This is a genomic window from Mesorhizobium sp. P2_C7 (genome assembly GCF_056404515.1).
Map to the genome: position 1 here is coordinate 182144 of NZ_JBFUDW010000002.1, position 12343 is coordinate 194486.

At 64.3% G+C, this 12343-nt stretch carries 9 protein-coding genes; 6 read left to right on the top strand and 3 right to left on the bottom strand.

Going from position 1 to position 12343, the window contains the following annotated elements; all coding sequences use genetic code 11:
* The first annotated feature begins 184 nt into the window (after nt 1-184).
* The 3 genes from AC1D2G_RS05860 to AC1D2G_RS05870 all read left to right on the top strand — a co-directional run bounded on the left by AC1D2G_RS05860 (nt 185) and on the right by AC1D2G_RS05870 (nt 3272).
* The gene (locus tag AC1D2G_RS05860; protein WP_095082339.1) at nt 185-1108 is read left to right on the top strand and encodes a sulfite exporter TauE/SafE family protein; all 924 of its coding nucleotides are present in this window, start codon (nt 185-187) and stop codon (nt 1106-1108) included.
* Entirely contained in the window at nt 1108-1899 is a 792-nt protein-coding gene (locus AC1D2G_RS05865; RefSeq protein ID WP_477412638.1) for a TIGR02186 family protein, read from the top strand. The genes AC1D2G_RS05860 and AC1D2G_RS05865 overlap by 1 nt, the downstream gene beginning before the upstream one ends.
* Nucleotides 1900-2015: 116 nt before the next feature.
* Nucleotides 2016-3272 (top strand): Hsp70 family protein, encoded by a 1257-nt coding sequence (locus tag AC1D2G_RS05870; RefSeq protein WP_477412640.1) that lies wholly within the window; start codon nt 2016-2018, stop codon nt 3270-3272.
* Between the two features lie 10 nt (nt 3273-3282).
* Here the strand turns inward: AC1D2G_RS05870 and AC1D2G_RS05875 are convergent, their stop codons facing one another.
* On the bottom strand, nt 3283-4191 hold the full coding sequence (locus AC1D2G_RS05875) for a LysR substrate-binding domain-containing protein (protein ID WP_477412642.1): 909 nt from the start codon (nt 4189-4191) through the stop codon (nt 3283-3285).
* 278 nt (nt 4192-4469) lie between these two features.
* On the opposite strand from AC1D2G_RS05875, the gene AC1D2G_RS05880 reads away from it, so the two are divergent.
* The 3 genes from AC1D2G_RS05880 to AC1D2G_RS05890 are packed head-to-tail and all read left to right on the top strand — an operon-like array spanning nt 4470 to nt 9072.
* Complete coding sequence (locus tag AC1D2G_RS05880) at nt 4470-7400, top strand: molybdopterin oxidoreductase family protein (RefSeq protein WP_477412644.1); 2931 nt, start codon at nt 4470-4472, stop codon at nt 7398-7400.
* The gene (locus AC1D2G_RS05885) at nt 7397-8131 is read left to right on the top strand and encodes a 4Fe-4S dicluster domain-containing protein (protein ID WP_477225350.1); all 735 of its coding nucleotides are present in this window, start codon (nt 7397-7399) and stop codon (nt 8129-8131) included. Before AC1D2G_RS05880 ends, AC1D2G_RS05885 begins: the two co-directional genes overlap by 4 nt.
* Nucleotides 8132-8136: 5 nt before the next feature.
* Nucleotides 8137-9072, top strand: a complete 936-nt coding sequence (locus AC1D2G_RS05890; protein ID WP_477412646.1) for a dimethyl sulfoxide reductase anchor subunit family protein — start codon at nt 8137-8139, stop codon at nt 9070-9072.
* 2 nt (nt 9073-9074) lie between these two features.
* Here AC1D2G_RS05890 and pdeM read toward each other — a convergent pair whose 3' ends face one another.
* Together pdeM and AC1D2G_RS05900 are read right to left on the bottom strand one after the other, a co-directional pair.
* On the bottom strand, nt 9075-9791 hold the full coding sequence (pdeM, locus tag AC1D2G_RS05895; RefSeq protein WP_457151529.1) for a ligase-associated DNA damage response endonuclease PdeM: 717 nt from the start codon (nt 9789-9791) through the stop codon (nt 9075-9077).
* 13 nt (nt 9792-9804) lie between these two features.
* Nucleotides 9805-12324 (bottom strand): ligase-associated DNA damage response DEXH box helicase, encoded by a 2520-nt coding sequence (locus AC1D2G_RS05900; RefSeq protein WP_477412648.1) that lies wholly within the window; start codon nt 12322-12324, stop codon nt 9805-9807.
* Between the last annotated feature and the right edge of the window lie 19 nt (nt 12325-12343).

Genomic DNA, 12343 nt, shown 5'->3' on the forward strand with positions numbered 1-12343 from the left:
GCGTCGCTTCCACGACGCCCTTGCCACACATTTGCCTGTTAACTGATTGAGATGTTTTTTGTTTCGGCAATGCTGCGTGGTTTGACTTCGTAGCACCTCCGGCGCAAGAACAAACTGGCTTGTCGGGTCAAGATGCCCGCAACGGTTGCATTCACCGACAGGCAGAACTGATCGAGACTGACGGGTGGGCATCTATCTCCCGATCGCGGAAATTTCCGTCAACGTCTTCGTACTGCTGGCCATGGGTGCGGCAGTGGGCTTCCTGTCGGGCATGTTTGGCGTCGGCGGTGGCTTCCTCATCACGCCGCTGCTGATCTTCTACAACATCCCTCCGGCGATCGCCGTCGCCACCGGCGCCAACCAGGTCATCGCCTCCTCCTTCTCCGGCGTCCTTTCGCACATGAAGCGAGGTACGCTCGACTTCAAGCTCGGCGGCGTGCTGCTGGCCGGGGGCATCGTCGGCTCCACCGGCGGTATCTTCGTCTTCGCCTTCCTGCGCAGGCTCGGCCAGCTCGACCTGTTCATCTCGCTGCTTTATGTCGTGCTGCTCGGCACGGTCGGCGGGCTGATGCTGGTGGAAAGCGTCAATGCGCTGCGCGCCACGCGCAGCGGTGCGGCACCGGTGCTGAAAAAATCCGGCCAGCACAACTGGATCCACCGCTTGCCGCTGAAGATGCGGTTCAGGGCCTCGAAACTGTTCGTCAGCGTCATCCCGGTGCTGGGTCTTGGCGCCGGCATCGGCTTCCTGTCGTCGATCATGGGCGTCGGCGGCGGCTTCATCATGGTGCCGGCGCTGATCTATCTGCTGAAAGTGCCGACCAATGTCGTCATCGGCACTTCGCTTTTCCAGATCATATTCACCTCCGCCTACACGACGCTGGTCCATGCCACCACCAACCAGACGGTCGACGTCGTGCTGGCCTTCCTGTTGATGGCTGGCGGCGTTGCCGGCGCCCAATACGGCGCCAAGGCCGGCCAGAGGCTGCGCGGCGAGCAGCTTAGGGCCTTGCTGGCGCTGCTGGTGCTCGCGGTGGCGATCCGCCTCGCCATCGACCTCTTCGTCACCCCGCCCAATCTCTATTCGCTGACGGCCACGGGCCTCAACTGATGAGGGGCCCTAAAGCGTTCGCAACCGCCATTGTCCTGTCGATGCTCGCGGCCGTCGTTCCGGTCAAGGCACAGACACCACCGGTAGAAGGTATCCAGATCGGGCTCTCCACCGACAATGTCTCGATCACCGCCGGCTTTTCCGGCGCCGACCTGACCATTTTCGGTTCGCTGGAAAATCCCGACCCGCTGGTTGCCCGTCAAGGCAGATACGATGTCATCGTCGTGCTCGAGGGTCCGCCGCGCCCGGTCGTGGTGCGCCGCAAGGACCGGGTGCTCGGCGTCTGGGTCAATCTGGAGTCCGAGACCTTCGAGAATGTGCCGATGTCCTATTCGGTGGCGACGACGCGGCCGCTGCAGGACATCACGGAACCGAACAGCTACAAGCAGCTTTCGCTCGGCGCATCCAACCTCTACATGCAGCCGGCCGACGCCGGCGACAACCCGGCGACCATCGAGGAATTCACCGCGGCGCTGCGCAGCCGCAAGACAGCGACCGGCCTCTACAGCGAGAATGTCGGCGGCGTGCAATTCCTGTCGCAGAACCTGTTCCGCGCCACCGTCAGGCTGGCACCGAACGTTCCGGTCGGCACCCACAAGGCGCGCGCCTTCCTGTTCAAGAGTGGCGTGTTCATCAAGGAAAGCTCGGCCCAGCTCGAAATCCGCAAATCCGGCTTCGAGCAGTCGATCTTCCGTGTCGCGCACAATTATTCCTTCCTCTATGGCGTCTTCGCGATATCGCTGGCCATGCTGACGGGCTGGCTCGGTAGGGTGATCTTCCGAAAGGATTAGGCGCGCCGGATTTCCAAAAAGGGTTTCCCTTTCCGGCGTCTTGCGTTAGAGAGCACGCCCCCGGCCCGACCGGACACGAGTTGCCGCTCCCCAAAGACAAAATCAGGAAACTTGCCATGCGACCAGCATTCGGCGGTATCGACTTTGGCACTTCAAACTCCACCGTTGGCGTGGTCCGCAACGGGCAGCCGCGCCTCGTCGCACTTGAAGATGGGGAGGTCACGCTGCCCAGTGCCGTGTTCTTCAACTTCGAGGACAACCGCACCTGTTTCGGACGCCACGCCATTGCCAACTACACCGACAGCATCGAAGGCCGGCTGATGCGCTCGCTGAAGAGCGTGCTCGGCAGTTCGCTTGCCCACGAGAAGACCCGCATCAAGTCCCGCTCGATCGGCTTCATGGAGATCGTCGGCCTGTTCCTCGGCCACCTCCGCAAAAAACTGGAGGAAGATGCCGGCGGCGCGGTCGAAACGGTGGTGCTCGGCCGCCCGGTGCAATTCGTCGACGACGATCCCGAGGCCGATACAAACGCCCAGGGCGAACTTGAGAAGGCCGCGCGCGCCCAGGGCTTCAAACACATCGCTTTCCAGTTCGAGCCGATCGCGGCGGCGCTCGACTATGAGCAGAAGGTGACGCGCGAGGAACTGGCGCTGATCGTCGACATGGGCGGCGGCACCTCGGACTTCTCGATCGTGCGGGTCTCACCGCAGCGCTCGCGCTCGCTCGACCGCAAGGACGACATCCTGGCCAGCCGCGGCATCCATATCGGCGGCACGGATTTCGACCGGCTGTTGAGCATCGCCCATGTGATGCCGCAGCTCGGCTATCTGACCCCGACCAAGGACGGCAAGCGCAATCTGCCGGCCAGCTACTTCATCGATCTCGCGACATGGCAGCGCATCAACCTGGTCTACACCGCCAAGGCGATGACGCATCTGCGCCAGATCCGCTACGAGGCCGAGCGCGCCGACCTGGTCGACCGCTTCATCCACATTGTCGAGCATCGCTATGGACATGCGCTGGCGGCCCTTGTCGAAAAGGCCAAGATCGAGCTGACCGACAGATCATCGGCTCAGGTGGCGGTGAAGCTGCCGGGGGCGGCGTTCGCCGCCGAAATCACGCGCACCGGGCTGGACGCCACGATTGCCAGGGACATCGAGCGGGTCACCGCAACGGTCGGGCAGACCATCCGCGACGCCCAGGTCAAGCCATCCGACATCACCGCGGTGTTCCTGACCGGCGGGTCGACCGCAATCCCGCTGGCAAGACGAGAGATTCTCTCCTTGGTACCGCAGGCATCCGTCATCGAAGGCGACATGTTCGGCTCGGTCGGGCTTGGCCTGGCGCTCGACGCCCAGCGAAAGTTTGGCTGACACGGCCCACTCACGGGCGGGCGGGCGCCGCTTCATCGGCACTGGCGCTGAGATGCGCCTTGAGCGCCATCTGGGCAAGGCTCGCCTGCCGGTCGCGGTGGGTGATGATGGCGAAGTCGCGCTTCGGCAGGTCAATAGGCACCGCGCGCAAACTGCCTTCGGCAATCGCGCTGCCGACGACGAGTTCGGAAATGATCGTGGCGCCGGCACCCGCCTCGACCGCCTGGCGGATGGCCTCGTTGCTCGGCAGCACCAGGAATATCTGCAGGTCGGCGAGTGAAATTCCTTCGCGGCGGGCCAGATCCTCCAGCACTTCGCGCGTGCCCGAACCACCCTCGCGGATGATCCAGCGCAGGCCCTTGATGTCGGGCCGGCCTTGCGAGTCTTCGGCGATCTCGGGGTGGGCGCTGGCGACGACCAGCATCAACCTGTCGACGTCGACCTTGGCACGGCGCAGGATGTCGGATTCCGTCCGCCCCTCGACCAGACCGAGATCCGCGGCACCATCGAGGACATTGGCCTCGACCTGCCTGGTGTTGCCGATGGTGACGCTCAACCTGACGGCGGGATAGGCCTCGTGGAAAGAAGCCAGCCGGCGCGGCAGCCAATAGCTGGCGATGGTCTGGCTGGCGGCGATCGAGAGGCTGCCGGTGACCGTCTGCGAGACATGCTCCAGCACGTTGCGTGCAGTGGCTGCCCGCTCCAGCACGGCCTTGGCTTCCGGCAGGAAGCGGTGCCCGGTCTGGGCGAGCTCGATGTTGCGGCCGACCCGGTTGAACAGATGGACGCCGTGCTGCTCTTCAAGCGCGCGAATAGCGGCAGACGCGGCCGATTGGGAAATGCCAAGCAGCTCGGCCGCCTTGGTCATGTGGCCACGCTCGGCAACGGCGACGAAAATCCGCAATTGGTCCAGGGTCATGCGTGCATTAAGAACCAATATCGATCGAATTTACAAGAACAACTGATTAGACAGATCGATAGCTCTATTCTACGTTTTCGAGTGAAGTTAGAAAAAATTCGCCACCGAATCGCAGGGAACAAAATGATCGGGCGGTTCAGATCCCTGCTTGCCCATTGGACCCGCGGCATCCGGCGGCGGTTGGCCGGTGACCGATACCACCCGGAAGAGCACTATATGCGCGGCCCCGGGCCGAAGACTCGAGCCAAGTCCGCCGGCCGTGCGGGCACCAGCGGATCATGATGCACCGACCGCCGCGCGGCGCAAATTCGGCACCATCGCAACGCCCGCTTGCTGACACGCGCGCGCCCGATGAAGGCGACGGCGTCGACACCTCGCCGGACATTTCCGACAGCATCGCCAAGACGACCTGCTACATGTGCGCCTGCCGCTGCGGCATCGACGTGCACATCAAGGACGGCAAGGTCCGCTACATCAACGGCAACAAGGACCATCCGGTCAATCGCGGCGTGATCTGCGGCAAGGGCAGCTCCGGCATCATGCAGCACTACAGCCCGGCCCGGCTGAAAAAACCATTGCTGCGCACAGGCCTGCGCGGCTCGGGAGAATTCCGCGAGATCGAGTGGGAAGAAGCGTTCTCGATCGCGACCGAGCGGCTCTCGGCCATCCGCCGGACCGATCCGAAGAAACTTGCCTTCTTCACCGGTCGCGACCAGTCGCAGTCGCTCACCGGCTGGTGGGCCAGCCAATTCGGCACGCCGAACTTCGCCGCCCATGGCGGCTTCTGTTCGGTCAACATGGCGGCCGGAGGCCTTTATACGATCGGCGGCTCGTTCTGGGAGTTCGGCGAACCCGACTGGGACAACACCAGATACTTCATGCTGTTCGGCGTCGCCGAGGACCACGATTCCAACCCGATCAAGATCGGCCTCGGCAAGCTCAAGGCGCGCGGTGCCAAGGTGGTTTCGATCAATCCGTGCCGGACCGGCTACAACGCCATTGCAGACGACTGGATCGGCATCCGGCCCGGCACCGATGGCCTGTTCGTGTTCGCCCTCATACACGAACTGCTGAAGGCCGGGCGCGTCGATCTCGACTATCTCCTGCGCTACACCAATGCGCATTTGCTCGTCATCCAGGAGCCGGGTGCGGCGGATGACGGCCTGTTCGTGCGTGACGCCGGCGGCAATCCGCTGGCCTGGGACAGGGTTGCGAAGAGACCGGTCAGCGCCACCGATACCGAGGCCAAGCCTGCACTGACGGGCAGCTTCACCGTCGACGGTCGCCGCTGCGTACCGGTGTTCCAGCTCATCGCCGACCGCTATCTCGATGAGAGCTACGCACCCGACGCGGTGGCAGAGCGCTGCGGCATTCCCGCCGACACGATCCGCAGGATCGCCGCCGAACTCGCGCATGTCGCCTTCGAACAGACGATCGAATTGCCGGTCGCCTGGACCGACTGGGCCGGGCGCCGGCACGAGACGATCAAGGGGCGGCCAGTGTCGATGCATGCCATGCGCGGCATCTCCGCCCATTCGAACGGCTTTCACACCTGCCGCGCCGTCCATCTCTTGCAGGTGCTGCTCGGCACCGTGGATGTTCCCGGCGGCTTCCGCTTCAAGCCGCCCTACCCGAGATCGGCGCCGCCGGGCCCAAAGCCTTCAGGCAAGACCGTCAAGCCGATGACGCCGCTCGACGGCATGCCGCTCGGCTTCGTCTGTGGGCCGGACGACCTTTTGGTCGACGACGCCGGCATGCCTGTTCGCATCGACAAGGCCTATTCCTGGGATGCGCCGCTGGCGGCACATGGCCTGATGCACACCGTCATCCGCAATGCGTGGGCCGGCGACCCGTACCCGATCGACACGTTGATGATGTACATGTCGAACATGGCCTGGAATTCCTCGATGAACACTGTCGAGACCATGGCCATGCTGACCGACCATGACGAAGCGGGCAACTACAAGATCCCCTTCATCATCTATTCCGACGCCTATTATTCCGAGACGGTGCCGTTCGCCGATCTCGTGCTGCCGGACACAACCTATCTCGAACGCCATGATTGCATCAGCCTGCTCGACCGGCCGATCAGCCATGCCGACGGACCAGGGGACGCTATCCGCCATCCCGTCGTCGAGCCGGATCGCGATGTCAGGCCGTTCCAGTCGGTGCTGATCGAACTCGGCGCGCGGCTTGGCCTGCCGTGCTTCGTCAATGACGATGGCTCGGCCAGATACCGCGACTATGCCGATTACATCGTCAACCATGAGCGCACGCCCGGCATTGGCCCGCTTGCTGGCTGGCGCGGCAAGGATGGCGCCTCGTTTGGCAAGGGCGAGGCCAATCCGGACCAATTGCAGCGCTACATCGACAATGGCGGCTTCTGGCACCACGATTTCGCCGAGGACCAGCGCTACTACAAGATGGCCAACCGCTCCTATCTCGACTTCGCGGTGCAGATGGGCTTCATCCCCAAGGCTGAGCCGGTCGTCTTCCAGCTCTATTGCGAGCCTCTGCAGCGCTTCAGGCTGGCCGCACGCGGCCATGGCCGCGTGGTGCCGCCAGAGGGCGACCGCCGGCGCATCGAGACCTATATGGACCCGCTGCCGTACTGGTACATGCCGTTCGAGGAAGCGGCCGTCGATTTGCAAGACTATCCGCTGCACGCGCTGACGCAGCGGCCGATGCATATGTATCATTCCTGGGGCTCGCAGAATGCGTGGCTGAGACAGATCACCAGCCAGAACCGGCTGTTCGTGCATCACCGGACCGCCGCTGGTCTCGGTCTTGTCGATGACGACTGGGTGTGGATCGAAAGCATCAACGGCAAGGTCAAGGGGCAGATCAAGCTGGTCGACGGGGTGAACGAAAGCACGGTCTGGACCTGGAACGCGATCGGCAAGCGGCGTGGCAGCTGGGGGCTGAAGGATGACGCCGCCGAATCCAATCGCGGCTTCCTGCTCAACCACATCATCGGCGACCAGACTTCGGCCGACGCCAACGGCAAGCGCTATTCGAACTCCGATCCGGTGACCGGTCAGGCGGCGTGGTTCGACCTGCGCGTGCGCATCGTCAAATGCGCGACCGAGGAAGCCGGCTTCACCGAGCCGCAATTCGAACGTTTCCAACAACCGCCTGGCTTCGAACCCTCACCCGACAGACTGACCTTCGGCGCTGAGTTCCGCCGGGCAAGGGAGGCGGCCGAATGACCTGTCTGCCAAGTCAAAGCGGCAAGAAGCTCGGCCTCGTCATCGATCTCGACACCTGCGTCGGCTGCCAGGCCTGCGTCACGGCCTGCAAGGAATGGAACACCGGCGGCCACATGGCGCCGCTGACCGACATCGACCCCTATGGCGGCCATGTCGACGGCGTCTGGTTCAACCGCGTCCACAGCTACGAACACACCACCGAGATGGGCGGGCGCACGGTCAACTTCCCGCGCTCCTGCCTGCATTGCGAGACGCCGGCCTGCGTCACCGTCTGCCCGACCGGCGCCTCCTACAAGCGGGCCTCGGACGGCATCGTGCTGATCGACGAGGACAAGTGCATCGGCTGCAAATTGTGCAGTTGGGCCTGCCCTTATGGGGCGCGCGAATTCGATCGTGATGTCGGCGTGATGAAGAAGTGCACGCTGTGCGTCGACCGCATCTACAACGACAATTTGGCCGAGGAAGACCGCGTGCCGGCCTGCGTCGCCGCTTGCCCGACCAGCGCCCGGCATTTCGGCGATCTCGGCGATCCCGCGTCGGCTGTCTCGCAACTGGTGGCGGAGCGTGGCGGCGTCGACCTGATGCCGGAACTCGGCTATCACCCGACCAACAAATATCTGCCGCCGCGCGCCCACACCAAGCGCGCGGCATCGGTGGCCGCGCCGGCACTCGAAGCGGTGCGGGCCGAAGGGGGCTTCCTGGGCTGGGTCGACCGCATGCTTTCGAACTGACATCCATGCACCCAGCCTTCTCCGTCGTCTTCTTCACCACCGCGACCGGCGCCGGCTACGGGCTGCTGGCGCTGCTTGGGGTGCTCGGAGGCTTCCAGATCATCCCGCCCGATTTCTGGTTGGGCCTCATCGGCATGGGCCTGGCGCTCGGCCTGATCGTGGCCGGGCTACTGTCCTCGACAGGCCATCTCGGCAGACCCGAACGCGCCTGGCGAGCGTTCTCGCAATGGCGCAGCTCATGGCTGTCGCGCGAAGGCGTTGCCTCGGTCATCACCTTCGTTCCGGCGGGCCTGTTCGGCATCGGCTGGGTGTTTTTCGGCCGCAGTGGCGGCTGGGTGGCCATCGCCGGATTTCTGGCGGCCATCGGTGCGGTCGTCACCGTCTGTACCACCGGCATGATCTATGCGTCGCTGAAGCCGATCGCCCAGTGGCATAGCCGCTTCACTCTGCCCGGCTACCTCATTTTTTCGGCGATGACCGGCAGCGTGCTGTTGAACGCGCTGCTGCAGGCATTTGCTCTCGGCTCGAAGACGCTTCTAGTGGCCTCGGTGTTGTTCAGTCTGCTCGGCTGGGGCTGGAAGCTGGCGACCTGGCGCTACAACGACCGGCTGGAAATCCCAACCAATGCCAACACCGCGACGGGGCTCGCCGGCGGCACGGTACGATCGCTGGAATGGCCGCATACCGAAGAGAATTATCTGCTCAAGGAGATGGGGTTCCGCATCGCGCGCAAGCACAGCGCACGCCTGCGCCAGATCACCCAGGTTCTGGCCTTCGCTTTGCCCATCCTGTTGCTGGCCGCCGTATTTGCCTCGCCGTGGCCCTTCGCGGCGCTGCTGTCGCTGCTCGCGGCCGGCGTCCAGTTCGCCGGCATGCTGGTCGAACGCTGGCTGTTCTTCGCCGAGGCAAAGCACACTGTGACGCTCTACTATGGACGCTGACCTCAGCCCGGTCTGAGCATCGACCGTGAAATCGCGAAAATGCGCTCGGCGCCGAGCATGTAGGCCATCAGCGTGTCCAGCCGGAACAGCCCGGCATAGGCGCGATCGAGCACGTTGAGCGAACCGGTATAGGCGCCGAAGGCCGGCATGATCATGCGGCCGCCATCGCCGGCAAAGCAGCGCCGCCGCACCGAACGCCCACGTTGCACGATGCGCGCGCACGGATGCAGATGACCCGCTATCTCGCCTTCGACACGTTCCTTCGATGGCTCATGCCGGAACAACAGCGAGCCTATGGCAAGTTCGCGCACCGTCTCGCCGGGCAGGTCGGCGGGCGCTTCCGGATCGTGATTGCCGGCAACCCAGAACCAGTCGCGGCCGGATATCAGCGCTTCCAGCCGTTCGCGGAAGCTCGCATGCATGCGCTCGGCGCCGCCGCCATCGTGGAAGCTGTCGCCCAGGCTGATGACGATGGATGGCTGGTAGTCAGCGATCACGGCCTGCAGTCTCAGCAACGTCGCACCGGTGTCGTAAGGCGGGATCAGCGCGCCGCGCCGCGCCAGCGACGAACCCTTTTCGAGATGCAGGTCGGAAACGGCCAGAAGCCGCAGATCCGGAAAATAAAGCACGCCGCGCCGGTCGCAGACCGCACGCTCGCCGGCGATGCCGACAAGGTCGGCCTCGGCGATCAGCGACGTGCGCGCCAGTGAAAAATTCATCTCGAAATCAGTCTCATCTTTGGCCCATCGCCTCCTCGACCAGATCGGCGGCTTCCATGAGCAGGGACTCGTTGGCGCCGCCATTCACCAATTCCTTGCCGATCTCCAGCATGATCGGCACGGCCAGCGGCGATATCTGCTCAAGATGCTTATGCATGATTCGACCGCGGACACGCGAGAGCATCTCGGCAAGTCTGCTGACATCGAGCAGTCCCGCCGATGCATCGGTGCGCGTCGCCTGGAGCAGGATGTGGTCCGGCTCGTGGCTGCGCAGCACATCGTAGATCAGATCGGCCGACACCGTCACCTGGCGGCCGCTCTTCTCTTGCCCGGGAAAACGCTTCTCGATCAGTCCGGCGATGACCGCGCAGGTGCGAAACGTCCGCTTCAGCATCCAGCTGTCGTTCAGCCAGGCCTCGAGGTCGTCGCCGAGCATGTCCTCGTCGAACAGGGCGGCCAATGATGGCTTCTTCGCCTTGAACAGCGCCGCCATGTCGTCCAGCGCCCAGACGGCCAGCGAATAGTCGGTGGCGACGAAGCCGAGCGGGCGGGCGTTGGCGCGCTCCAGCCGCCGCGTCAACAGCATGCCGAGCGTCTGGTGCGCCAGCCTGCCTTCGAAGGGATAGGCGACCATGTAGTGGCGGTTGCCCCGCGGAAAGGTCTCGACCAGAAGGTCGCCGCGCTTCGGCAGCACTGACTTTTCCTTCTGCAGCCGCAGCCAGTCGGCGACCTGCTCGGGCAGCGCCTGCCAGCGGTTGCTGTCGGCCAGCATGCCGCGCACCTGATCGGCGAGATAGGTCGACAGCGGAAACTTGCCGCCGGCATAGGACGGCACGATGATGTTGGCGCCGGCGCCGTTGGAGACGACGCATTCGTTCTCGCGGATGCCCTCGAAGCGCAGCACCTTGCCGGCAAACAGGAAATTGTCGCCGGGGCGCAAGGTCTCGGCGAAATATTCCTCGATCTTGCCCAGTACCGGCCCGCCGCGTCCAGCCATGCCACGGCCCTGCCTGACATAGCGGACATTGAGTTCCGGCATTTCGACGATGGTGCCGACATTCAGACGGTATTGCTGGGCGACACGCGGATGCGAGACGCGCCACAGCCCGCCGACTGTCTTTCGAATGCGGGCGTAGCGCTCGTAGTTCTTCAGCGCGTAGCCGCCGGTGGCGACGAAATCGACGACACGGTCAAAGGTCTCGCGTGCCAGTCCGGCATAGGGCGCGGCGCTGCGTACCTCTTCGAACAAATGGTCGGCATAGAAGGGCGCGCCGCAGGCGACGCCCAGCACGTGCTGCGACAGCACGTCGAGCGCGCCGGTGATCAACGGCGGCGTGTCCTGCGCGCCGAGATAGTTGGCGTCGAGTGCGGCACGGCATTCCAGCACCTCGAAACGGTTGGCCGGAATAAGGATCGCCTTGGACGGTTCGTCCATGCGGTGGTTGGCGCGGCCGATGCGCTGCGCCAGGCGGCTCGCGCCCTTCGGCGCACCGACATGCACGACCAGATCGACGTCGCCCCAGTCGATGCCGAGATCGAGCGTCGACGTCGCGACGATGGCGCGCAGCGCATTCTCGCCCATCGCCTTTTCGACCCGTCGACGCTGGCCGACATCGAGCGAGCCGTGATGCAAGGCAATCGGCAGCGAGTCCTCATTGGCCCGCCACAGTTCCTGGAACAGCAATTCGGCCTGGCTGCGGGTGTTGACGAACAGCAGCGTCGTGCGGTGCCTTTTGATCGCCTCGTAGATTTCAGGAATGGCGTATCGGGCCGAATGGCCGGACCACGGCACATGCTGCTCCGAGTCGAGGATGGAGATATCGGGCTTGGCTCCGCCGGCCACGGTGATCAGGCCGGCCATGGCGCCCGGCGGATTCTGGCCGACCAGCCAACGCCGCAATTCGTCGGGCTCGGCGACCGTAGCCGACAAGCCTATCGTCTGCAGGCCAGGCACGTAGCTGCGCAGCCGCGCCAGGCCGAGCGCCAGCAGATGCCCGCGTTTCGACGTCACCAGCGAGTGCAGCTCGTCGAGCACGACATAGCGCAGATCCTCGAAGAAGCGTCGGGCATCGGGCGCCGCGATCAGCAGCGCCAGTTGCTCGGGCGTGGTGAGCAAAATGTCGGGCGGCACCAGTTTCTGGCGCTGACGCTTGTGCGACGGCGTGTCACCGGTGCGCGTCTCGATGGTGACAGGCAGGCCGATCTCTTCAACCGGCTTGCCGAGATTGCGCTCGATGTCGACCGCCAGCGCCTTCAGCGGTGAGATGTAGAGGGTATGGATGCCGCGATGCGCCTGCCCCGGCTTTCGCCTTGGCCGGTTGGCCAGTTCGGTCAGCGAGGGCATGAAGCCGGCCAACGTTTTGCCGGCCCCGGTCGGGGCAATCAGCAGCACCGATTGCCCGCCCTGGGCCCTTGCCAGCAATTCGATCTGGTGGGCACGCGGCGACCAGCCTTTCTCGCCGAACCACCTGATGAATGGTTCGGGCAGGGCTACAGTGGCATTCTGTTCGGCAAGGCGAGGCTGCTCTGTCACGCGCCAGAGGTAGCGCGAA

Excerpts from the sequence above, each read along its gene's own strand:
- AC1D2G_RS05885 (WP_477225350.1), top strand. The coding sequence starts at position 7,397 with ATGACCTGTCTGCCAAGTCAAAGCGGCAAGAAGCTCGGCCTCGTCATC.
- AC1D2G_RS05870 (WP_477412640.1), top strand. The coding sequence starts at position 2,016 with ATGCGACCAGCATTCGGCGGTATCGACTTTGGCACTTCAAACTCCACC.
- pdeM (WP_457151529.1), bottom strand. The coding sequence starts at position 9,791 with ATGAATTTTTCACTGGCGCGCACGTCGCTGATCGCCGAGGCCGACCTT.
- AC1D2G_RS05875 (WP_477412642.1), bottom strand. The coding sequence starts at position 4,191 with ATGACCCTGGACCAATTGCGGATTTTCGTCGCCGTTGCCGAGCGTGGC.
- AC1D2G_RS05865 (WP_477412638.1), top strand. The coding sequence starts at position 1,108 with ATGAGGGGCCCTAAAGCGTTCGCAACCGCCATTGTCCTGTCGATGCTC.
- AC1D2G_RS05890 (WP_477412646.1), top strand. The coding sequence starts at position 8,137 with ATGCACCCAGCCTTCTCCGTCGTCTTCTTCACCACCGCGACCGGCGCC.
- AC1D2G_RS05880 (WP_477412644.1), top strand. The coding sequence starts at position 4,470 with ATGATGCACCGACCGCCGCGCGGCGCAAATTCGGCACCATCGCAACGC.